15 protein-coding genes and 2 pseudogenes are annotated in these 25,135 nt (G+C 44.3%); 6 read left to right on the plus strand and 11 right to left on the minus strand.

The window, feature by feature from the left end; genetic code table 11:
• Positions 1-1,091 precede the first annotated feature (1,091 nt).
• Positions 1,092-2,819: an ABC transporter ATP-binding protein gene (locus B9N86_RS21475; RefSeq protein WP_208915176.1), complete on the plus strand. Its 1,728-nt coding sequence runs from the start codon at positions 1,092-1,094 to the stop codon at positions 2,817-2,819.
• Complete coding sequence (locus B9N86_RS21480; protein WP_208915177.1) at positions 2,816-4,690, plus strand: ABC transporter ATP-binding protein; 1,875 nt, start codon at positions 2,816-2,818, stop codon at positions 4,688-4,690. Before B9N86_RS21475 ends, B9N86_RS21480 begins: the two co-directional genes overlap by 4 nt.
• A 200-nt stretch (positions 4,691-4,890) precedes the next feature.
• On the opposite strand, the pseudogene B9N86_RS21485 reads toward B9N86_RS21480, so the two are convergent.
• The 4 genes and pseudogenes from B9N86_RS21485 to sigK all read right to left on the minus strand — a co-directional run.
• A pseudogene (locus B9N86_RS21485) lies at positions 4,891-5,079 on the minus strand (sigma factor); the annotation flags it as partial.
• Between the two features lie 165 nt (positions 5,080-5,244).
• The gene (locus B9N86_RS21490) at positions 5,245-5,589 is read right to left on the minus strand and encodes a zeta toxin family protein (RefSeq protein ID WP_241932718.1); all 345 of its coding nucleotides are present in this window, start codon (positions 5,587-5,589) and stop codon (positions 5,245-5,247) included.
• Entirely contained in the window at positions 5,582-5,758 is a 177-nt protein-coding gene (locus tag B9N86_RS21495; protein WP_208915178.1) for a hypothetical protein, read from the minus strand. The genes B9N86_RS21490 and B9N86_RS21495 overlap by 8 nt, the downstream gene beginning before the upstream one ends.
• A gap of 177 nt (positions 5,759-5,935) precedes the next feature.
• Positions 5,936-6,637, minus strand: coding sequence for an RNA polymerase sporulation sigma factor SigK (sigK, locus tag B9N86_RS21500; protein WP_208915179.1), 702 nt, complete (start codon positions 6,635-6,637; stop codon positions 5,936-5,938).
• Positions 6,638-6,929: 292 nt separating this feature from the next.
• Between sigK and B9N86_RS21505 the strand changes: the two genes are divergently transcribed.
• The 4 genes and pseudogenes from B9N86_RS21505 to B9N86_RS21520 all read left to right on the plus strand — a co-directional run bounded on the left by B9N86_RS21505 (position 6,930) and on the right by B9N86_RS21520 (position 11,252).
• Positions 6,930-8,504, plus strand: a complete 1,575-nt coding sequence (locus B9N86_RS21505) for an FAD-dependent oxidoreductase (protein ID WP_208915180.1) — start codon at positions 6,930-6,932, stop codon at positions 8,502-8,504.
• A gap of 51 nt (positions 8,505-8,555) precedes the next feature.
• A pseudogene (locus B9N86_RS21510) lies at positions 8,556-9,621 on the plus strand (Gfo/Idh/MocA family protein).
• Positions 9,622-10,000: 379 nt separating this feature from the next.
• A complete protein-coding gene (locus B9N86_RS21515; protein WP_208915181.1) occupies positions 10,001-10,381 on the plus strand; it encodes a transposase in 381 nt (126 codons plus the stop codon).
• On the plus strand, positions 10,323-11,252 hold the full coding sequence (locus B9N86_RS21520) for an IS3 family transposase (RefSeq protein ID WP_208915516.1): 930 nt from the start codon (positions 10,323-10,325) through the stop codon (positions 11,250-11,252). Before B9N86_RS21515 ends, B9N86_RS21520 begins: the two co-directional genes overlap by 59 nt.
• Before the next feature lie 324 nt (positions 11,253-11,576).
• Here B9N86_RS21520 and B9N86_RS21525 read toward each other — a convergent pair whose 3' ends face one another.
• The 7 genes from B9N86_RS21525 to B9N86_RS21555 form a co-directional block, all read right to left on the minus strand.
• Positions 11,577-16,268: an S-layer homology domain-containing protein gene (locus B9N86_RS21525; protein WP_208915183.1), complete on the minus strand. Its 4,692-nt coding sequence runs from the start codon at positions 16,266-16,268 to the stop codon at positions 11,577-11,579.
• A gap of 81 nt (positions 16,269-16,349) precedes the next feature.
• On the minus strand, positions 16,350-17,861 hold the full coding sequence (locus tag B9N86_RS21530; protein ID WP_208915184.1) for an extracellular solute-binding protein: 1,512 nt from the start codon (positions 17,859-17,861) through the stop codon (positions 16,350-16,352).
• An 82-nt stretch (positions 17,862-17,943) separates the two neighbouring features.
• Entirely contained in the window at positions 17,944-18,864 is a 921-nt protein-coding gene (locus B9N86_RS21535; RefSeq protein ID WP_208915185.1) for a carbohydrate ABC transporter permease, read from the minus strand.
• Positions 18,865-18,882: 18 nt separating this feature from the next.
• Positions 18,883-19,839 (minus strand): ABC transporter permease, encoded by a 957-nt coding sequence (locus B9N86_RS21540; protein ID WP_208915186.1) that lies wholly within the window; start codon positions 19,837-19,839, stop codon positions 18,883-18,885.
• Between the two features lie 208 nt (positions 19,840-20,047).
• A complete protein-coding gene (locus B9N86_RS21545; RefSeq protein WP_208915187.1) occupies positions 20,048-21,658 on the minus strand; it encodes a response regulator transcription factor in 1,611 nt (536 codons plus the stop codon).
• Positions 21,655-23,457: a cache domain-containing sensor histidine kinase gene (locus B9N86_RS21550; protein WP_208915188.1), complete on the minus strand. Its 1,803-nt coding sequence runs from the start codon at positions 23,455-23,457 to the stop codon at positions 21,655-21,657. The genes B9N86_RS21545 and B9N86_RS21550 overlap by 4 nt, the downstream gene beginning before the upstream one ends.
• Complete coding sequence (locus B9N86_RS21555) at positions 23,450-24,973, minus strand: extracellular solute-binding protein (protein ID WP_208915189.1); 1,524 nt, start codon at positions 24,971-24,973, stop codon at positions 23,450-23,452. The genes B9N86_RS21550 and B9N86_RS21555 overlap by 8 nt, the downstream gene beginning before the upstream one ends.
• Between the last annotated feature and the right edge of the window lie 162 nt (positions 24,974-25,135).

The raw sequence follows: 25,135 nt of genomic DNA on the forward strand, positions 1-25,135 counted from the left end.
AACGAAGTCACTTCAACGAAACAATATTATGTAATTCCCATCAACTATTCTGATGATTTTTATACTTCTTATAATTTCTGATAACGTCAGTATTTTATGTAAAAGAAAAAATCAACTCTTGTAAATGCAGTGAAGCGTTTGTTGTCCCCCTCAAACTGAGTTACTAGGAACTTTTCTAGGGTTCTACATGTGGGACCTGTTCTTTGCCTTTTTCATTTCACTATTTGCTACGTGCCACATAAACAGAGCAAGATAAACATCCTCCTTAGAGACTGTTTCACGCTTCACTGCAATATATTCTAACGTCGATGTAGACCAAACCTAACGTTTGAATAGCATTTATTTAGCGAAGATATCAACAGCCGCATTAAGTTCATTTTTTGTATAATAAAGACAAATTATGTATTATTTTTACTAAATAGCTATATAACGCCATAATCATACCATAAAATAACAGAAGAAGTAAATCCATCAAATTACTTTTTTTGATAAAATGCCACATTATTCAATTAATAGTTGTTTAATTCCACATAAAACCTTACACAGGCTTCATCCCTCTACCTTTAAAAATGAATTTTTGGTTTTTATTTTAAATTCCAGACAAATATTGACATTTTATTCAGATTGAAATTATACTACATTAGTACCGAAAATATTAAATGACTAAGAGGTGAACACACTTCCGTAATAGTAAATGCTGAGAAGTTATTTATTTCCATAGCCATAAAGAGATTTAATAAAGCTGAGTTTAGACACCGTGCATACTAAGGCCGTCAAACCCAAAGAATGATGCTTATGCTCTGCTTAAAGAGGAGGGGAAGGCTAAATCAAGCAGGTTTTAGAGTTCTGAAATTAGTGAAATGCTAGATGTCATATCTCCAAAAGTTACACAAATACATAAGAAATTAGAGATGAAGAGCGGTTCTTAAAGAACTACGCAAGAAGAGTGACGGTAACAGAGACTTCATTTAGCGGGTAAATTCAATTCTTAGGTATATAAGAAAGTGATAAACTAGCAGGTTTACTCACTAAAGCTCATGGCTGTTTTGAGCATATAAACGTGAGTCTGACTGAAAATGGGGATGAATAATATGATGAAATTATTTAGGTATTTGAAGCCCTTTCGGCTTCCAATCCTAGTGGTGTTCGCATTGGTCTTTATGCAGTCTTTATCAGACTTGTACTTACCTACACTAATGGCGGACATCGTAGATAAAGGGATCATTAACGGTGATATCCCGTATATCTGGAAAATTGGCGGTATCATGCTAATATTTGCAGCCATTGGAGCGATTTGTTCTATTGGAGTAAGCTATTGCTCTTCACGTGTGGCTATAAGATTCGGCCAAAAATTACGGAGTAAAATGTACCGTCATGTACAGAATTTCTCCCTGCAGGAGTTCGATACGTTTGGTACAGCATCTTTAATTACCCGAAGCACAAATGATATCTATCAAGTTCAGCAAGTGCTCATTATGCTTCTTCGTATGATGATCAGTGCACCGATGATGTGTATTGGCGGTATGATCATGGCCGTAAATAAAGATGCCGAGTTATCGCTTGTTATTGTGGTCATCATTCCTGTACTTGTTGCAGCCATTGCGATTATAGCGCTGAGGGGACTTCCACTATTTAAATCTATGCAGGTGAAGTTAGATACGTTGAACCGCGTTTTACGTGAGAATCTTACAGGAATGCGAGTGATTCGCTCGTTCAATCGTACTGAACATGAGACCAAGCGCTTTGAAGATGCCAATGTAGATTTAACAAACACAGCGGTTAAAGTAAACAAAATTATGGCAGCTATGATGCCGATCATGATGTTAGTTATGAATTTCTCAACCATTGCCATTGTCTGGTTTGGCGGGGTTCGTATAAGTAACGGCGATATGCAAGTGGGATCTTTAATGGCATTTATTCAATACGCGACACAAATTATATTCTCGCTTATCATGGTATCCGTTATCTTTGTTATCCTTCCAAGAGCTTCTGCTTCGGCTATTCGGATTAATGAGGTATTGGACAAGGTACCGGAAATTAATGACCCCTCACAACCTAAACAAGCCAATCTTCAAAGGGGCTACCTCTCATTTAAAGACGTAACATTCCATTATCCTGGTGCAGAGCAACCAGCGATTTCTAACATTTCCTTTGATGCCGGACCGGGTGAGACAACCGCAATTATTGGTGGCACCGGATCAGGTAAATCCACACTGTTGAGTCTTATCCCGCGCTTCTATGATGTAGGCAGCGGAAAAGTGCTTTTAGATGGTGTGGATGTCCGAGAACTTTCTCAGGAACAATTACGGGAGAAGATTGGTTTCGTTCCCCAGAAGTCATTGCTCTTCACCGGTACTATTGCAGATAATATTCGTTACGGTAAAAAGAATGCTAATGATGAAGAGATACAACGTGCGGCTGACATTGCACAGGCTACCGAATTTATATCCAATATGAAGGACGGATTCCAATCCGAGATTGCGCAAGGTGGCGGTAATGTCTCAGGTGGTCAAAAACAACGGCTATCTATCGCTCGTGCATTGGTTAGGCAGCCAGAAGTATATGTATTTGACGATAGCTTCTCAGCGCTAGATATGAAGACAGATGCAAAGCTTCGTACCGCCCTGAAAGAAGTTACTATGAATGCTACGGTACTCTTAGTAGCACAGAGAGTAAGTACCGTGATGGATGCAGATCGAATTATCGTGTTGGATAATGGTGGCATTGTCGGAATAGGTACACATCGAGAGTTAATGGATACCTGTGATGTGTATCGTGAGATTGTATCCTCACAGTTGTCAGAGGAGGAAAGCGCATGAGTGAAAAGGAAAGAAAAAACAGGCCTGCTGGACGAAGTCGCAGCCAAGGTGGACCAGCAAGTATTATGCCCGGAGAGAAGGCTAAAAACTTCAAGGGATCTTTAAAGCGATTGATTCAGTATCTAAAACCTCGCAAGATTACATTGATATTCATTTTATTGATGGCAATACTAAGTACTATATTTAGTATTGTAAGCCCCAAAATTCTGGGGAAAGCAACAACTAAATTATTTGAAGGCATCATTGCGATGAGTAAAGGTGTCCCAAATGCCAAAATAGATTTCCATTATATCACTCAAATTTTGCTGATTCTGGCTGGTTTTTATATCATCAGTGCGCTATTCAGTTATATACAACAGTATCTGATGGCTGGTGTTGCTCAGAAAGTTGTACTCGATATGCGGGCGCAGATTAACAGTAAGTTATCTCGCTTGCCGCTCAAGTATTTCGATTCCCAGACACATGGCGAAATTCTGAGTCGCGCTACAAATGATGTCGATAATATCAGTACAACACTACAACAAAGTTTAGCTCAGCTTATTACATCGGTTGTGACCATTGTCGGGGTCATTGTCATGATGCTGACGATCAGTCCATGGTTGACGCTTATTACCATTGTCACCTTACCTCTAAGTGTGCTTGTTGTAAAAGGTGTGGCTACTCGATCACAGAAGTATTTTAAGGGACAACAGAAGTCTCTGGGTGATATGAATGGACACGTTGAGGAAATGTACACAGGACATAAGATTGTAAAGGCATTTGGACTCGAAGAGCAAACGTTAAAGGATTTTGACGAAATCAATGAGAACTTGTACCTTTCTGGTTGGAAGGCCCAATTCCTTTCTGGAATGATTATGCCATTAATGAGTTTCGTTAGTAATATTGGTTATGTATTTGTGTGTGTCGTCGGTGGTATCTTTGTCTCTAATGGAAAAATCAAAATCGGGGATGTACAAGCATTTATTCAGTATACGAGACAATTCTCGCAACCGATTGCTCAAACAGCAAACATTGCCAACATCATTCAATCAACAATAGCATGTGCTGAACGTGTATTTGAACTCTTGGATGAGCAAGAAGAAGTGCCAGAAATTCAGAATGCTAAAATGGTTATGTATCCTCGAGGCGCGGTTCAATTTGAACATGTTAATTTTGGGTACAAAGAAGATTCAATGCTTATCAAAGATATGAACATTGATGTGTCACCCGGACAGAGCATTGCCATTGTAGGGCCGACAGGAGCAGGAAAGACGACACTCATCAATCTTTTTATGCGTTTCTATGAATTGAATGGTGGGGCGATTAAGATTGATGGTGTGAATATCACCGATATGAAGCGCGGTGACCTTCGCAGTAAGTTCGGTATGGTTCTTCAAGACACTTGGCTCTTTAATGGTACGATTCGAGATAATATCGCTTATGGCCGCGAAGGAGCTACGGAAGAGGAGATCATTACAGCTTCTAAAGCAGCCCATGCGGATCATTTCATTCGGACCCTTCCGGATGGGTATAATACGATTCTGAATGAAGAAGCCTCCAATATTTCTCATGGTCAGAAGCAACTCCTGACGATTGCCAGAGCCATCCTTGCAAATCCGTCGATTCTTATTTTAGACGAAGCGACGAGTAGCGTAGATACGCGTACTGAAATTTACATTCAGAAAGCCATGAATGAGCTGATGAAAGGTAGAACAAGCTTCGTAATTGCACATCGATTATCTACGATTCGAGACGCCGATCTTATTCTAGTAATGAACAATGGTAGTATGATTGAAAAGGGCACCCACGAGCGGTTACTGAAACAGGGGGGCTTCTATGCAGACTTGTATAACAGTCAATTCTATCAAGTAATGGAAAAAGTTGTGGTGTGATGTAAGTCTAGTTAATGACAAAAGGAGTATGCACTGTATATTTACCAGTGGCGTACTCCTTTTTGATATACTGATATACATGTTCTATACACTTTGTAGTAAAACTCGAAAAAATGTTCAGTTTAGGTGTAATCCAAAGTTCTTCACACACTGATTTAACAGATCTCGATATTCAAGTTTCTTTCTATCGTCTAAAATTTCCGGGCCGCGAACGTGGCCAGCTTCGTGCCCTTGTTCGGACAGTAACTCTCAATGGCCCTGATTAGCCCAATTGTACCAATGGAGATGAGGTCCTCCATGTCTTCGCCTGTATTGTCGAATTTTTTGAGGTTGTGGGCACGATGCGATGTCAAAAAAATAAACCAATTACGATCGTTTCCGATTCGAATTGGTTTACTTATGTGTTTTATAATTATTTTGTAGTTTCCGATTAATTTCTTGTGTCCATTCAGGCAGTTCATTTAAATAATATTTTATCCGCTTTTATCTGCTTCAAAAATAAACTCTCCATTAGCTTTACTTTTATCAACAACAATTAATTGATCAATCAGGTCTCAGTGAGATATCAGAATATCACCTAATCCCACATAAAACATAATGATTTCAAAGCCTTGTTCCTTTGCATCTCTCATCTGCCTTATAACGTTACCACCCGCTAAAGTGGTTTCCACAGTGAAGTCCCACTTATTTCTGATACATTCTCTGGCTATTCTTATAGCTTCTTTTCCAGCGGATACTTTACTCTTTTCAGGATGCCCGTTATTGATTTTGCGGGCTAGTGCATCTGGATCAATATTCACACTGACTCCAAGCCGGTCAACAATCAAGTTGCGGATTGTGCTCTTACCACTTCCATTATTACCTGCAAACACATACATTGTTACATTTATCTCATTCATGTGTGAAATCCTGTTCATTCATTTTCTCGATCTTACCCGTACTATATTCTCTAACAATTTGCCCCTCATTTGTCTTATATACAATATATGTTCCATTTGCTTTAGCATCCAACTTCGCCCGGTCACCCGTTAACCGGATCAATTTAGCAAGGTCCTTCGTAAGATTCATAATTACACAAACACCTCATTTCCCACTTATAGTTCGAGTATACCACAGTACAGCGCATTTTATATCTGCTTCAAGCTATACAGATAATTCAGTGATTTTGGAATTTCTTATTAAAAACATAAACAACCTGCAGGATCGAGACATTTGAAGTCTCATTCCTACAGGCAATTTCTTACCTCACCGCTTCGCCTTATAAAACTCATGATACAACTTCATCAATGCCCGCTTCTCAATCCGTGATACATAGCTACGCGAAATCCCGAGCTCCTTCGCGATCTCCCGCTGCGTCCGTTCCTCACCGCCTGCTTCAAGGCCGAAACGCCCGATGACCACTTCCTTCTCCCGGTCGTCCAAAATGTCCAGATTGCGGTAAATCTTGCTCTTTTCAATCTTCAACTGCACCGCATCCACAATATCATCAGCCTCTGAGCCAAGGATATCTATCAAAGTGATTTCATTGCCCTCTTTATCCGTTCCAATCGGATCATGAAGAGATACGTCCTTGCGGGTCTTCTTCAGGGAACGAAGATGCATTAGTATCTCATTTTCTATACAACGCGCGGCAAATGTCGCAAGCTTCGTCCCTTTGTTTGGTCGAAAGCTCTCTATTGCCTTAATCAGACCGATCGTTCCGATCGAAATCAGATCTTCCAGATCCTCGCCCGTATTATCGAATTTTTTGACAATGTGGGCCACCAGCCTGAGGTTATGCTCAATGAGCTTGTTGCGGGAATTGGGGTCACCTTCCGCCATAAGAAGCAGATGCCTCGCTTCCTCTTCCTCGGTCAAGGGCTGGGGAAACGCATTATTTTTCACATACGATACGAGTAGGCTCAATTCTTTAATGAACAAAGCAATTGCGGTAAACAGTCCAGGCACTGGGGACACCTCCTGCAGAATACAATGCAACCGACCCTTTATCGCGCTCGGTTCTAGTCTGTTCATTGTATGTGGGCAGAGGCCCAGAAGTGCATGTACAGGAATTCTACCTCATCTTATTGTTTAAGAAAGCATCATTTTACCAAAAAAGGTCACCTTCCCCCCGTACATTTCCATCAGATGAACTTTTACAATAAGTATAGTTATTCCATAATCAGGCTAACGTGTAGCCTTAGGATGGAAGAGGGATAGCATCTTTATCCTATCAAGCAAAAAAGGAGCGTTTGCGCCGATGGTAAAAGAACTGCATGCGGACATCGTTATTCTCGGAGGCGGCACCGGTGGTACGGCTGCCGCACTTGCAGCTGCCAAATCAGGAAAAAACGTAATTATGACAGAAGAGACCCGCTGGATTGGTGGCCAGCTCACAAGTCAAGCTGTACCGCCAGATGAGCATCCATGGATTGAATCGTTTGGCTGCACGCGCAGCTATCGTCAGTTTCGTGAGGGAGTAAGGCAGTATTATCGCAATCACTTTCCCTTAACGGCAGCGGCCAGAGCAGATATCCACCTGAATCCCGGAGGCGGGATTGTAAGCCGGTTGTGTCATGAGCCCCGTACGGCTCTAGCCGTGTTGCAAGAAATGCTCGCCCCTTATATACACAGCGGAAGATTAAAAATTATGTATGAGTATGTGTTAGAGCAGGCCGAAGTTACTGGAGATCAGGTCAGTAGCGTAACCGTCAAGAGCCTCAACACGGATGTACGTGTGATATTACATGCACCTATGTACTTGGATGCAACAGAATGCGGTGATCTTCTTCCAGCTGCAGGCGTGGAATATGTCACTGGAGCGGAATCCAAGGCAGAGACCGGTGAACCACATGCGGTTGACGGGGAAGCAATGCCAATGGATATGCAGGGCTTTACCTACTGTTACGCAGTTGATTATATGGAGAATGAGGATCATACCATTGACAAGCCGGAACAGTATTCATTTTGGTGTGATTACAAACCTGAGTTCTGGCCCGATCACCTGCTAAGTCTTAGTGGTGTAAAACCTGCAACGATGGAACCTGTAAGATATGAGATTTTCCCAGACACGGAAAAGTTTTCTTTGTTCATGTACCGGCAAATCCTCAATCAGAAGCTTTTTCAGGAAGGAGCATTCCAGAGTCCGATTTCGCTCATCAATTGGCCTCAAAACGACTACTGGCTAGGCTCTGTGATCGATGTTAGTGAGGAGGAGCGCCGCCGCCACTTATATGGCGCTAAGCAGCTTAGCCTTTCTCTGCTCTATTGGCTGCAGACCGAAGCGCCCCGTCCGGACGGCAAGCAGGGTTATCCCGGTCTGCGGCTTAGACCAGATGTCGTTGGTACCGAGGACGGCCTAGCGATGTATCCTTACATACGTGAATCAAGGAGGATTCAAGCAGAGTTTACCGTACTGGAGCAGCATGTCGCTACGAATAGTCGTCCAGACGGGAAAGCAGAAACGTTCCACGATTCCGTTGGCATCGGATGTTACCGCATAGATCTGCATCCGAGCACAGCTGGCCAGCCCTATATTGATATATCTTCTCTGCCCTTTCAGATCCCGCTCGGCAGCTTGATTCCGAAACGGGTGACCAACGTACTCGCCGCTTGCAAAAACATCGGTGTTACCCACATTACGAATGGATGCTACCGACTGCATCCAGTGGAGTGGAACATCGGGGAGGCTGCCGGTTACTGTGCAAGCTATTGCCTGGACCGAAATCTGCCTCCTACTGCCGTTCGTAACGATGAAACCGAGCTTTCCCAATTCCAGAAGAGACTTACTCAAGAAGGTATCGAGCTTCAGTGGCCGACCATACATTCCGTTTAATTCAAAAATCCGTGGTCTGTATCCTATATCTATAGCAGAGGTGAATAAACAATGAGTGAAGTCATACGAATCGGTGTCATCGGAGCAGGAAGCATCTCTGAAATGCACCTGAAATCTTATCAGCAGAATCCGCAAGCCATCCTGTACGCGGTATGTGATTTGAAAGTGGAGCGAGCACAGGCCAAGGCTGAGAAATACGATATTCCTTTTGTCTATTCCGACTACAAAGAGCTCCTTGCTAATCCGGACATTGATGCTGTAAGCATCTGCACTTGGAACAACTCACACGCAGAAATTAGTATAGCTGCCCTTCAGGCCGGTAAAAACGTGCTTGTGGAGAAGCCTCTCTGCAAATCTGTAGATGAAGCGTTAGCCGTTGAACAAGCGGTAGAGCAATCCGGAAAAACGCTTCAGGTTGGATTCGTACGCCGGTATGCCTCCAACACACGAATCGTCAAGCAGTTCATGGACAACGGTGATATTGGCCCGATTTATTATGCAAAAGCTTCTTGCATCCGCAGGCTGGGCAACCCCGGCGGTTGGTTCTCGGACACTGAACGCTCCGGCGGCGGGCCTCTGATCGATGTCGGGGTTCACGTTATCGATTTATGCTGGTACCTTATGGGTAAACCAAAAAGTAAAATCGATCAGCGGAAATACTTACAACAAGCTTGGAAACCGATCGAACATTCAAAATCTGAACTTTTATAAAGCAGCAGACTATAATGCCGAGCACAACACCGTGGAGGATATGGCCAACGCATTAATCCGGTTTGATAATGGTGCCTCTCTCCTGGTTGACGTTAGCTTTACTCTCCACGCCAAGGAAGACGAGCTGACCGTAAAGCTATACGGTGAGAACGGCGGCGTGGAGCTCGAGCCCCGTCTGACCATCATCACCGAGAAGCATAATACGATCCTGAATACGACACCACAGATTAACAATCTAAGCTTTGACTTTATTCAAGGATTCCAAGACGAAATCGATTACTTCATCGAGGTTTGTCAGGGCAAACAATCCACCATCAGTCCTGTAGGCGACGGTGTGGAAATGATGAAGATTCTGTGCGGCGTCTATGAATCTAGCAAGCAGGGCAAGGAAATTGTCTTTGATTGATTCGATAAACAAGAGGGGTGTCCCAAAAGGTCCTTTGACCTTGGACGCCCCTTTTTGTCTGTTGTAAGACGCTACGCGTGCGAATCGTTCCTACAATCGCTCTTGCCTCCGTTTTTTTTGCTGGACTGGCATGGACACAACAAACCTCCTTATGTGTAGAATGTTACTACTTATATTCCTACATACGCGGTGGGATGTAGCTACTCATATCATCCAACAGGATTCAGTGAATGTTGTATAAAATGCAACTTTAATCCATCATATAGCGGTGAAAGACGGATTGTTGTATTCCATACATCAATAGCTATAAAGCCCCCTAATCAACTTGGACACTTTCAGAATAAATAATATACAATTAATTTATCTGGAGGCAGTCACTATGAGAGTACAACATAGTAAGTTCGACGAGCTGCGGATACAGGTCGTCGAAGAAGCACTTGAACGGGGGAATGTAGCACTAACAGCACGAAAACATGGCCTCTCCCCTTACTCATTATATAAATGGGTTAAACAATATCGAGATGAGGTGGAGATGACGATGAGTAGAAAGAAGAACATGGACAGACTTGAAGTTCAACCTCAAACTACAGGTGATTGGAAAGAAAAGTATGAACAAGCCACCAAGTTAATTGGGGAAAAAGAACTGGAGATAGCCATCCTCCGAGACCTTGTAAAAAAACTCATCCACACATCCAATGGAAGTGGCCCGGCAATGGATCCTAAAAGGTTATCCGGTAAGCAAGATCCTGAAGCTGTGTAATGTGCCTCGGTCTACTTACTATTATCAACGTAAGACCACTACCAATTCAAAACAATCAAATAAATCTGGGCGCCCAAAGCCAGGTTATTCCGTCACGTTTAACGGCAAAAAAGTAAGTGATGGACGAATTAAACAGATAATCTTAAAACTTCTTGAAGGTGAAGAATCTGCTTACGGATATCGAAAAATCACTCTTGTGTTACGTAGACGGCACGCTATTAAGATCAACAAGAAAAAGGTATACCGACTTTGTAAAGAACTCGATATTCTAGGCAAACCTAAAGAGCAGAAAGCGGCCTATCCACGCCGTCTAGCTAACAATATGGAAGTAACCGGTCCGAACCAGTTGTGGCAGATGGACGTTAAATACGGCTATATTGCTGGCCTACAGCGTTACTTCTATACGGCAAGTATTATCGATGTATACGACCGCAACGTAGTGGGGCAGTATCGCGGCAAGGAGTGCCTTACAAAAAGTCTTGTTGATACGCTTTATAAAGCATTAATCAAACGAAATATCTTCTCTCAAGAGAAAGAGTTAGTAATCCGAACGGATAATGGCCCTCAGTTTAAGAGTCACAAATTTGGAAAGTTCTTCGAGACACACAAAGAATTTATTATTCATGAACGTACACCGAATCGCAGCCCAAACAAGAACGCGTTCATTGAGTCGTTTCACAGCATCTTAGAACGGGAGTGTTTTAAGCGCCATATTTTTACGGACTTTCAAGAAGCATTTATGGTGCTGGACCGATTCATGGACTTCTACAATAATCGAAGAATCCATATGAGCTTGTATGGGTACTCGCCTGTCGAATTCGCTGAAAAACTTAAGAAAAATGAAGTGAACGCGTTTAAAATCGCGGTATAGTGCGTTCACTACAAGTTCCTTTACAAAGTGTCCAATATTCGGGGGCCTGACCGTTCTGCTTCTCCAGTGTTGTATAACGTACAACATTACACTTATCACATCATGTTTGATAAGTGTAACTACCCATTCAAACGTTAGGCAGATCAGTAAATGCATTAAGAGTGTTTGCAACCCAGTCAATTTAACAATGGCCAAGCACTTTGGTGATGAGCCTTATTCTTTGCGAAAAAATGAGGGGTGCCCCAGGTCAATAGACCTCGGACACCCCCTTTTTTATACCTTTTTCATATTCCTTTTCTATTTAGCGAATCGTCACCCTAGCTTTTACCCGTCAATAAAACCTGCTGACTGGAGCATTCTTTTCAACACCGCAGCTGCTTCCGCCCGGGTCGAATGTGCCTGGGGAACAAAACGGCTTGCAGATCGTCCTTTCATGAGTCCTGCTTTAACAACTGCAGCAACTGCAGTTTCAGACCATGCCCCGATCCCTTCCGCATCCTCGAATCCTCGCAAAGTTTCTTTCGCTCCTGTTGTATCAAGCTCTTTACCTGCCATTTTAAGCGCCCGTACTAGCAAAGCACTCATCTGTTCGCGCGTAATCTGCTCATTCGGACGGAACTCGCCATTCACAAAGCCTTCGATAAGTCCCAGGCCAGCAGCTGTTTCTATGGCGTCCGCGAACCAGTCCTCCTTATGCACATCATTGAAGGAGACGCCCGAATCAGACTGTTTCTTCAGACCGAGCGACCGCACGAGGAGTGATGTGAATTCAGCGCGAGTGACCGGTTTATTCGGTGCGAATCGGACCGAATCCACTCCTTCAATCAACCCTCTGGAAGCAAGCAGCATAATATCTTTCTGTGCCCAATGACCGCTTAAGTCATTGAAACTCTTCTCCCGTGTCCCTATGGACACTATACCACCATCCGACAGGATGAGTTCGGCATAAGACTGTCCTTCCTTCGTTTTAATACGTGACGGAACAAAAGTGGTTCGGTCGGATGCCAGATCGTATTTGAACGCCGAAATTCGGGACAGATCGTTTCCACCTGGCAAATTCATTGCGAATTTAGCGTATCCCCCACTAAAGCCAGGGAACTTCAACTCCGCTTCTTCCTGCTTAAACACCAACTCCAAATCTACCGTTTGCCCGATCTTAGACGTTCCTTCCAGAGCCAATCGGGCATTCAACCGTTTTTCCTGCTGATCTTCTAACTTCCCAATCCTTACCGTCAGCATTTTAGTATCTTTCCCCGCCGATACTGCTTTCTGTAAGCTGCTCAGCGGTATTTGGAGATGTCCATATGGCGTATCTATTACAATCTCCCCTGCTGAGAGCTTCCTAACTGCTGTAATTAATCCGCTAACGGGCAAGTTGATCTCAACAACATCCCCTTTATCCTTCAGGGTGTATTGTAGTTTACGCGATGTCGCTTCCCCTTTTGCCAACTGTTCGACTTCCTTAAGCATTAGCTCCAGATTGACGTCAGCACGTGTCACTGTACGACCGTCTCTACCGGTCTCCTGTTTAACCGTCAAACGCTCAGGCGCTACAGGAGGTGTTGGAACCGAAGGCGTGGTTGAAATTACAGGACTGCCTGGACTGCCGGGATTACCAGGGTTTTCTGGTCCTGTTTCCCCACCATTCGAGGTTCTTACGATATCCAGCGATTTGCTGTTCGTCTTCAATTGATCCACATACACGTCAAAGGTTATTCTATTAGAACCCGTCGAAAGCGGAATCGAAGCCGTAAAATCCCCATTCGCTTTCACCGTCGCTGGCTGTCCGTTAAACTGTACAGAGACATTACCTGGTCCGAGTACTTTTACATGGCCTTCCACCGTCACCGAGCTGTTCGCCGTCTGCTTTCCTTCATCGTCCAGAAGTCCACTTAATACCGCTGAACGTACTTGGTCACCCTTATTGTATGCATTGGCAACTAGCTGCCGATTGGTCCGGATTCCCGAAGGATCTACGGTTGAAATAACAAATCCTCCAGGCGGAATAACACTGTTGTTCTCTTCCGGTGAGCCCCAGCTCCAGCGTATAGCCTGATCCCTGTTCACCACATGGGTTACTTCGCCGGAGGCATTAACAACCACCTCAACGCCGAAGCGGTTGGTTCCCGTTGAATAACCGAATTCCTCTGTCATGACATTGATGTTGCCTTCCACCCGATTCACATTATAGAAGTTGCCCTCCATAAATCCAGTCGGATTTCCAGGCAGGCTCGTGCCAAGCTGATAATCCTTGACCCACTCCCGATCCTGCAACGCTGCTGACACAATCGGCCAATTGACCTGAGAAGCATCAAACAGCATTAGCCCGTTGGTCGTACTGAGACCTGCCTGGAACACTTCGCGCTGCATGGCGGGTGTCTGCACATTCGTTAAGGCAATACCCGCATATAGTGGAATTTCTCCATTGGTTACGATATTACCGAGTGTAATGTACTTTTTGACCTCTTGGCTGGTCGTCTGATAAGCACCAATCATGAGAAAATCCAAATATTCAATGTACCCTGTTTCGTAATATTCAGGCGTATACACAGACTCATCCAGCAGACCAAGCCTAGGGTCAAAACGGAAATTTTTACTGCCCCAGTTCACGCCATTCAAAAAATATGTCTCATACCACGATCCGACATAAGAGGAAACCTTTATTTCCCTACCGGACTCAGCTTCATAGGAATCGACCATCGCTTTTACCTCTCCAAAAAAGCTTTGAATCGTTCCCGACCGGAATTCCCACCAATCCTGGATCAGCGGTCCATTCACACGGACATTATTCTCATAGTAAAAAATATCATTCGGCCAATTGACAAGTTGCTTGCCTCTAGCGGACAAAAACTGTTCGAACTTGACCCGAGTTTCATTACTGAAATCGGCCCCTTCGTTATCATAACGTCCCCGGTCATGAACGACACCGTCAACGTCATAGTTTTTAATAATTTCCTTGAATGTCTTCAGTTCATACTCCCTGACCTCATCATTTGATGGGTTAACAAAAGCAACCAAACCTTGCTTGGCACTCTCCCGAAGTCGTTTGATTTCCCCGTTATTCTCAGCAAAGTGAACCCGTTCTTCCCAATCCAGATGATCGTTAAGCACAGCAAATTCCTGATGCGCAATCGAACCCTCGGCAAAAACATTGATCGCAGCATGAATTTTCAAGCCAAGCGCGTGTCCATGCGTAATGAACTCTTGCAGAAGATCCAGATCGGGACTCGCTCCGGCTTTTTGCGGTGCTTTAATTTCGCTTACGTAAGGACGCCCCGTCAGATCATTCTTTTTATACGAAGCGTATCCCTCCACTCCCTTCACATCGAATACAACCGCTGTAGTACCACCGTTCTTGGCTTGCTCAAGAAATTCACGTACATTCTCACTGGTTTTGAATTTCTTTGCATTAGCCGCCTGGTCAACCCACAGGATCACTTCCTTATCAGAGGTGAATCCGGGTCTGTTAAATACAACAATGCTACGCTTATCCTGCTCGGTACCATTTTTAAGCACCTTCACATCAATGTAATTCGTGCCTGCCTGCAGTGAATAAGAATAAGTAAAAGTCCCATCTTCACCAAAAGGAACTTCTCTATCATTGACCATAAGACGAATCGCTGACGGATCATCCATATTTTCAATTCTGCCGGTTACCGAAGTTTGGTTTTCTATGACCGTGTACATCGGCGCGTTATCCAAAACCAGCTTCGCGATCCAGCCGTTTCCGCTCATCAAATCTTTGACACTTACTACTTCTCCGTTCTTCCGGAGTTTGATCATATCGCCGGCTTTAAACTTTTCAGCCAAGAACCGTTTAATATCATTACCTGCATAACTGTTGTCCTGTGCCATTAGAACATATCCGCCCTCTGGTATTGCAAGCTCTGTCGGCCCGGCCCACACTGGAGGTTTACCGTTCACGGACGGATTGATGACCTGCAGCACTCGGTTGTTTACATCGACCTGTACTGCCACATTAAACTTAGGAACTACAATGGATGCACCGAAGTCGCTCGTAAACAAAGCGATAATGTTCTCAATGCCAGTTACGTCTTTATCGATATAACTCAGTCTCTTTCGAGGTCCCTGCACACCTATGGTGATGTCCGCAGGCGCGGCTTCCACCTCGATATAATCCTCGGTTTGCTCCGAAGTATCATAAATAGCATTCAGCGAAACTGTAGCAAGTTCCCCCTGGTTATCCAATAGCCGGACTGTAATCGGGTTAGGACCGGGATTTAAATACACGTTCATCCGGAAGCTTCCGCCGGCTGCAATCGGTGTTATCTTATCGTTAATCGTAATCTTCATGCCATTCTCCTCCGTGTAATTCTTCACATAACCGCTGACTTCGACCAAGGGAATCGTAACAATGGTTTCCGAAGGGGTATTCACAACCAGCTCCGGCTTCGTTCCCGGCTCTGGGTTCGGTTCTGGTTCTGGTTCTGGTTCTGGTTCTGGCTCCGGCTCAGGAGACGGCTTCAGAAAATCCCCAGCTGTAACTTCCGTTTCACCACGCATCAGTTTGATTTTATCTCCAACCCCATAGTGGTGAAATAACGGTTTCTGATGAATGGAGGCATCCCACGAACTGCCGCCAGCTACGACGATGTAACCTCCTTTCGGGATCATGACCTCTTCATCAGGATCCCACGCAGTCGGCGGATCCCCATCCGGGCCGTATTTCTTCTGTACGATTCCGGAGGCATCCACTACAACGGCCACGTCATGTGTTTTGATGAACACTTGTTCATCGTAAACGTCATCCGTAACTCTGGCTCCGCTTGTGAATACTGCCAGATAATCACTTTTCTGGGCCAGTATGTTCTCATCTGCATTAATATCTGTCAGCATTAGCTGTTGTTGTCCATCTTGAGAAACCAATGATATACTTTCGGGTTGAGGTGTTCCGCTAGTCTGTGCAGACACGTCAGAACCCCACGGAGTCACCAGAGAAAGGATTAAAGTCAGACTCAATAATGATGCCAGCCGTCTCCGGAAATTTTTGTTCATTACGATACCACCTTTCTCACAATGATTGATTTTGAAAAAAAGCAGCTGCACACGCAACTGCTTTTTAGGGTCATGTCATCATTATTTGGCGGACTGGTACCATTCATTCGCCGCCTTGACCATATCGGCTCCTCCCTCAGCTCTCCACTGTTCAAGGAATTTATCATAACCTTCCAGCGGTTCCGAGCCAGATATAAATTTAAGCATATTGTCATCAAGAAGCGTTCTCAGCTTCAAGGTGTTTTTAGAGACTGCTTCAATCGGCGGTGCAGTTGACATTGGATCAATCACAATGATACCTTCCGCATTTTTCTGGTACGTTTCAAAGTACGATTGCAATACAGGATCTTTACGAACACGGGCCTGCCAATAAATCGGATACTTCTCTTCGTCAACTCCGGTTAAGAATGAACTTCCGTTGCCCAGATCTTCGTTGAATTTTGGCAGGATCGGGTAATATTTTCCATCTTTCACTTCGTGATGGACTCCTTCTTTTCCGATAGCAAGTTCCTTAAACGTTTCCGGCTCCATCTTTGCATTCAGAAACTTCATCGCTTCTTCCTTATTTTTGGACGCTTTCGGAATCGCGATAAACCAGGTCGTTTTAGCGTCAACACCAGCCACAGCCTTGCCGTCCTTTCCTTTAAGGTAAGGGATTATCGACACCTTGGCATCCGGGGAATTCTGTTCTAACGCTGAAATTGTAGTTCCGGCATTCCACCAGGCCAGCTTGTAAACGGCCGCTTTACCACTTGTAAATTTCTCAATGGCTTTCTGGGCGGTATTGATAGGCATCTCCGTATCAAGCAATCCCTCAGTGTAGAGCTTATTCATATAAGCAATGAACTCTTTCATTTCCGGAAGTTCTGCTTTATGGACCAGCTTTCCATCAACTTCTTTCCAATCCGTCAACACGCCGAAAGCCCATGCGATATCTCCGTAGAGCGAATCTTTATTGCCGCCCGTAAGCGGGGTAATATTTTTCTTTTCCTTAATCGTCTTAAGAACGGTATAAAGCTCATCTGGGTTGGTAGGCATCGAGAGGCCAAGCTCATCCATCCAATCCTGACGCACAATCAGTTCTTCGCCGACGGCTATGCCCGAACCCACTTCAGGAATGGCATACTTCTTGCCGTCAATCGTCGCACTTCCCCAAGATTCAGGCTTGATCGCCTGATTGATATTGTTTCCGTGAGCTTCAAGTAGTTCATCAAGAGGTTCGAGAGCGCCTGCTGTTGCGAGATTATAAAATTGAGCCGAATTAAGTTTCATCACATCAAAACTTTCTTTATTCGCTACTAATAAATTCAACTTCTCATCGGGGTTTTCTGCAGGAAGCATTTCGTACTGAACATCGTAGCCAGTCTTCTCTTTAATTAATTGACTCGTAAATTCTTTACTCGGATCAAATAGTCCATATTGCATAATCATGCGTATTCCCGGCTTGGTGTCTTCCTTCTGACCTTCAGAAGCGGTTTTCGGTGTTTCGGCTTTCGGTGTTTCACTTTCTGTCTTTGTGGACCCGCCGCCACAGCCTGAAACGGCTAAACTAAAACCTAGAAGCACGGCAAGCATCGCTGATTTTTTAATCATCGTATAACCTCCTTGGAAATGGATATCAGGGAAACTAAACCATCACATGACCAGGGCATCACCGCCTTTAAATAGTTGACGTTTAACCTTTAACCGAACCTACAAGCACACCCTTGACGAAGTATTTTTGCAGGAAAGGGTATACGATCAGAATCGGCAAGGTAGCCAGAAGAATCGATGATGCCTGAATGGACTGCGATGTCATGTTAATGGCTGCATCCACATTGTTTTTCAGGAAATCTCCACTGGTGGAAACAAACAATTCCTTCAGGTACAGCTGCAGCGGCTTCAGTTCCGGACTGGTAATATAGATCATGGCGGCAAAAAAATCGTTCCAGAACGCGACCGCAAAGAAAAGAGCAATCGTTGCGAGCACCGGCAGGGACAACGGCAGCATGATATAGATCAGAATTCGGATATTACCTGCTCCGTCCAGCTTCGCAGATTCCTCAAGTGAATCTGGCAGCCCTTCAAAGTAATTTTTAATGATAAGCATGTTAAACACGTTCACCATCGCCGGCAAAAACAGCACCGCCAGTGTGTTGAGCAGGTTCAGGTTGTGCATCAGCAGGTATGTAGGAATCAGTCCGCCGCTGAACAGCATCGTGAATACAAACATCAACAACAGCCACTTTCTCCCTCTCAACCTGACTTTGGATAACGGATAAGCGGTAATCGTTGTCATCGTTAGGCTCAGAATCGTACCGATAACCGTGAGGAGCACTGACGTTTTTAAAGACGTTAGAAACATGGAATTCTGCAACACATATTTATAGGTTTCAAATTGTACGCCGACCGGCAGCAGACCGACTCTTCCAGAGATGACCGCTTCCTCGCTGCTCAAGGATTTGGCGATCAGATTCACAAAAGGAACTAGCGTTGTGATTCCCATCAAGATGAAAAAGAAATAATTGAAGGCTGCGAAGCACCTTTCTCCGAATGAGGTTTTAACTGTTCCGCTAAGCCCAGCACCGTTTCTCGTCCGTAAGGCGTGATTTTTCATTTTCGCTCCCCCCTTTCATCACCAAATTCCCCGTTGCAAGTATTTCTTACTTAATGAATTACCGACGATAACGAGTGTGAACGAAATAACCGCCTCGAACAGACCGACTGCCGTCGTAAAGCTGTAGTCCTGATTGCCAAGGCCCTGTCTATACACGTAAGTACCAATAACATCAGAAACTTTATAAACGACCGGATTGTACATGGTCAGTATCTGTTCGGTTCCTGCTTCCAATATGCTTCCTAGACGCAGAATGAACATCAGAATAATAATCGGGGCAATACCAGGAAGTGTAATATGCCATAATTGCTTCCATTTTCCGGATCCATCAATTTTAGCGGCTTCATACAGCACCGGATCGATGCTGCTGAAGGCGGCGAGATAAACGATCGTGCTCCAGCCGGTTTCCTTCCACCCCGCAGAAGTGATCAGTACACTGCGGAATACACTGTTATCAAGGAAGAAGGCAATAGGTTCGAGATTAAGCGAGACAAGCAACTTATTGACCAGCCCGCCATTCGTAGATAACAGATCGATAAACAAACCGCTAACGATAACCCATGACAAGAAGTGTGGGAGATAAATGACCGTCTGCACCGAGCGTTTAAAAATCATGTTTTTCATCTCGTTCAGCATAAGAGCGATGATGATCGGGAGTGGAAATAAGATCACAATTTTTAGAAGGCTAATAATAACCGTGTTCTTAAACACGAGCGCAAAATCCGGGGAGGTGAATAACTTCTCAAAATTTTTCCACCCTACCCAAGGACTGTCCGCCAAGCCCGTGAAAATATTAAAATCTTTGAAAGCGATAACAATTCCGTACATAGGTGTGTACTTAAACAGCAATATGAATAGGATCCCGGGTACAAGCAGCAGATACAAGTCCCATTCCTTCCATATATCCGACCACAGACGCGGCATATATCCGCGCTTTGGATGGGGCATGGGCAGCTTATTTGTTCCAGGCTTCATATACTTCCCCCTCTTCCGTTGGTATGAGTACGTTTGTTACTATAAATTTTAGTTTTACAGAGGACATTCGGGTAGACGACACTCATTACTGTTTCTGGTAATTTGATGTTCATTTTTATACCTTCTTATATTTAAAAAAGAGGCATCCAAGATGGCTAATAACAGACCACCTCGAATGCCCCAGACTTCTTCTTTAATCTGATCTAAATTACAGTTTGAATTCGCCGGGATTCACCCCCCAATACTTGCGAAACACTTTCGTAAAATAACTAACATCACGGTAACCGACCAAACGGGCCGCATCATAAACCTTGTGACCTTCCTGCAAAACCCGCTTTGCCCGTTCCATCTTTTGTTCCAGAACATATGCTGAGAAGGCCGTACCCATCTCCTGTTTAAACAAACGACTTAGGTACGAGGAATTAACGTACATCCGGTCAGCTACCGTATGAAGCGTGATGTCCTGATCAATCTCCTTATCGATCAGAGAGAGAATTTCCTTCACAACCTGATGGCTCGTTGTCTTGCGCTGCTGCCTCATGTAATCTGTAATCTTCTGAACCGTCCTCACGAGCCAGGACCATGTTTGCATTTTGGTGTTCAGCAGCTTAATGTTTTGAAAATATACAATATCCTCTTCCACCACATGCCTGATCCTCCAGCCCTGCTTCAGGATGAGCCGGGTAAACAAACTGTTCATGTATAACACAGCTTCATGGAATTCCTCAGATGATTCGGTCTGCGAAAAGCCCTCCTCCCACAATTGGGATAATGCCCTCATCGCATGATCCTCATCCGCCGTTTCGAGTGCAATTTCAAGCTGCTTCTCCAGTGAAGACAACCCAGACATATCCTGCCTGTTCGTGCTCTGCTCTTCTCGGTAAGGAATAGCGATGTCATGGCCGTAGACGACTCGTTCTTGTAATGCTCTACAGGCCTGCGAATACATATGGCACATGTCTTCGATCCCGCCTGTACCTGCACAAATACCCGCACTTGCGGTCAATTTTAATATTTCCTTCGTCTGGGACAGCAGCTTAACGACCGTGCTGTTGATGTGCAGCATAACATCCTTCGGATTACGGAGCGGATCAGCCCCAAAAACAAGCATCAGATCATAATCCGGGTCAGTGCATACCCGGCAGAAAGAATGGGGCAAAATTTCCTTAGCCAAACAATACATTGTAAATTGCAACAGCTCTGTATCTCCCAATCCGAACCTTGTATTGTCGACAGGAATCGGATCAAGATCAATAACAGCCACTGCGAGCTGATCATCCTCTTTTATGTCCATATACAGCTCTCTACTCTTGGCAAGTACTTCCCTGCTCGTATATTTGCCGCGTACCCAATTGATCATCAGATTATTTTGCAGATTCGGAAGGTTATCTTTCCACTTCTGCTCCAGCTCTACGGTCATTTTCCACTGCTCCAGATCGAACCGCAGCTGGTCTCTCGCCTCTAAGACGGCCTTCAGTATTACCGTCTCTCCTGCAGGTTTAAGCAAATACTTCGATACTCCGTTCTCCATCGCTTGCTGCGCAAATTCAAAATTATCATGACCGCTCAATATGATCATCTTGATGAGGGCTCTTCCTGCCTGACGTTCCTTGAGCTTACTAATCAGCGTCAAGCCATCCATTTCCGGCATTTGAACATCAACAAGCATGATATCCGGCATCTTGCGTTCCGCAATTTGAAGCGCCTCCACACCATTGGATGCCAAACCCACAATGTCGATACCATGTTCTTCCCAAGGAATATTATTGGCAAGCGAATTTCTTAGCCGAGGTTCATCTTCCACAATCATCAAATTCATTCTGTTGTCCCCTCTCGTTCCATTTCGCAGCGATCAAGTGGAATGGAGATCGTAACGGTCGTACCGATCCCTGGTGTACTTTCAAGTGTCATGTCTGACTCCTTACCGTAATACAATCTCATTCGCGTAAACACGTTGCGCAGACCAAACAGATCCTTTATGTATTCTTCATCCTGCGAAAGAGACGGAAAATTGCGTGAGCCCATACGGCTGAGCTCATTGCGGATATATTCCAGCCTATCCTCCCCGATTCCAGGACCATTATCTTGAACACTGATATTGACATATTTCTGCTGATCAATCCTGCTAGAGACGATAAGAGAACCGCCTGATGATTTGCCTTCCATACCGTGAATGATCGCATTCTCCACCAATGGCTGAAGCAGCAGCTTCAAAATGGGAATAGCCTTGCTCTCCTCTTCAATCCGGTACTCCACCGTAAAATTGTCCAAAAACCTGAGCTGCTGAATCCGGATATAATAATGAAGATGCACAATACTCTCTTCGATCGAAAACACCTGTCTGCCCTTATTCAAGCTTAAGCGGAAAAACTTCGACAGGTTCATAACCATTTCACTGATCTCTTCAGCTTCGTAATTTTTCGCTGTCCAGTAGATTGAATCCAGCGTATTGTATAGAAAATGCGGATTAATCTGAGATTGTAAAAATTTCAGTTCAGTTGTCTTCAAACGGAGCTGCTGCTCGTAATGGTCCTCGATCAAATGCTTCTGGTCCGACACCATTCGATTAAAAGAATGAATAAGAAAGCCGAATTCATCCTTTCTTTTGTCTTCAATGTGAACGTTCATTTCTCCATGGCTAAGCCTCTTCATCCCGCGGGACAATTTCAGTACGGGAGCTGCTATCCCACTGTATACAACCCATGAAATAATGATGGCAAGCAAAATGCTGATGCCGATAATCGTAAAGGTATATAGACGGAGCTGGTCAGTCTCATGGTAAAGCTCTTTCTTCGGTTGAACCAGAGCAAGCCGCCACAGGGAATATTCGGAGTCTTTTGTAACCAACATCTCATCCTCAGACAATCCTTCTTGTTCTCCTGCACTGCCTGTTTCAATGATGACATCCCCCTTCTCATTCAGTAAGGATATCCAGCTGTTCTCCGTAGGGAGAAGTGTTTTGAGAATATTCAGCAGCTTGCTTCTGTTGAAATTCACGATCAGCAAATTCGACTGGCGTTCCGGATTATACAAGTCCATGGAGCGGATTAAAGAAATCGTATCCGTGCTCGTCATTTTTCCGAATGTTAAATCATTTGTAACGAGATAATCTGCCATGATATAGGAAATCCCGGTTCCGTTTCTTCTGGCCGATTCTACTAACCATTCCTGCTGAGGCTCAGAGGTCAGCTTCCGGCCGCCAAAATTGGTCGAGATGAACATGTTTGATGCTTGATGATATATAGAAATGTGAGACACAAAACGGTTGACAGAAACGGAATTGGCTAACTGCCCAAGGATATTCGAGAAATCAACGATGGATTTTGGAGAAAAGGAAGTATCATTTTTATTGAGCAGTTCATTCATACCAGGGTCAGCTGCAATTAACGTTGAAATCTCCTCCACATTTTGCAATGCCAGATCGAAGTGGTTCAAGGCTGAAGCTAACGCCATTTCAGTTCTTTCCACGGCCTGCTCATACAAAATGTCACGTGACCTCTCAACTGCAAACAAGCTGATAATGACGAGCGGCAGCAAAATCAGCAGGAAGTACCCCGTCAGCCTTGTTTGGATATTTTGTGAAAATCGCTCACGAATCCAGCGGAACAGATTATTCATTCAGACCATCCTCCAACCTCGTACGGTCTCTATTTCTGTACCACTCGTTAACTTCTTTCGTAATTTCCTCTCCTCCCTCTTGTTTCCATCGCTCTACGTAAGTGTCAAAAGATTCAATGGGCTCAATTCCCATGATGATCCTCGTGAAAATATCTTGCAGTTCACCCAGCTTCTTGTCATACTTGCTCATAGTCGGAGTCGGTATCCCATAAAACTCATTTTTAATGACGCTTTTCTTAATTATTTCCAAGTTGGTGTATAATTGAAAGTCTCCAAGCGAGTCCAGGCGTTCCCTAAACAACACAGGATCCGGCACATCCACCAGTGATTGATAAATTCCCCGGTATAAATGCTCATCGTGCTTCTCAAAGTTCGTGACCATCCTGCCATTCTCCAAACGCCATATTTCGTTCTCAAAACCTAACTTCAAATTTTTATAGTCACTTACAATAAAATCCAGCATTTTAATAACCGATTCGGCATTCTGTGACCTGGCCGGAATGACGTTATATCCCCGAATGATGTCTTTATCATAGACTCCCTTCAGGCCGTTCGGTCCTGTAGGATATTCCAGGGCGATCCACTGTGCGTTCGGATCTTTCTTCATATTATCAGCAATCGGACCTCGGGTATCATACCAGGCTGCAGAGAACAGACCTACCGTTCCATTTTCAATTTTCTCGTACAAATTGTTTTGTAGGTTTAATGGGAATTCCCGATCCAGAAGCCCCTCCTTATAAAGCTTCGCCAGATAGGCAAGCGCCTCTTTCGTCTCTGGGAGAATGTTTCCATTCACTAGCTTCCCATTCTGTTCAAACCAGGAATTAATCTGTGTTCCGAATGCACCGAAGAACGGAGCTGACCGTCCCAGATTGGCAGTAAAAATAAGACCCATAGTATCATCAATACCATTACCGTCCGGGTCATCCTGAGTAAACGCCCGAATGACCTCGTAATACTCATCCAGTGTAACAGGAGGCTTAAGGCCGAGCCGATCAAGCCAGTCCTTTCTCGCATAGACCAGCTCCACACCACTTACTTCATTCAGACTTGGAACCGCATAAATTTTTCCGCCGTACCGTACCCGGTCCCAAATCTCTGAGGGAATTTTCTCCTTCAGGTTGGGTCCATACCGATCAATCAGGTCATCTAGTGGCATAAACGCCCCTTGCTTCGCATAATTGCCAAACCAGACCGGCTCATAGGCATGCATCATATCCGGTAAATTTCCCGAAGACATAATCACGTCAAGCTTTTCATTGTATACTTCCGGAGGGGGTGTAGTGACCTGAATTTCGAGCCCGGTTTCTTCCTCAATATAATTCAGATAACGGTTGTCATTCTCGTCCATCCCTGAAGGAAATGTCATACCCAGGTTCGATATAACGATACTTACGGTCTGGGAATTGTGAATTGTAGGGGATCGTTTGTCCGGAGGGCTTCCAATAAGACCACACCCAGAAACAAAGAAAGCGGTTACAAGCATAATGGATAATAACCTCGTTTTTCTCTTCATTCGCTTCAATCACTCCCTCCACTAATAAACAACATAATACTATATATTGGTTTTTTGTGGTATTGAAGAAAAATATTTGAGATAATATCGGAGACTACATTAAAGGTGGTGTATGCCTGTGCCAGCAACATGGTCATTTCATGCAAGCAGAATAAGAAAGTC

Source organism: Paenibacillus uliginis N3/975 (assembly GCF_900177425.1).
In the GTDB taxonomy this organism is placed as follows: Bacteria; Bacillota; Bacilli; order Paenibacillales; family Paenibacillaceae; genus Paenibacillus_AQ; species Paenibacillus_AQ uliginis.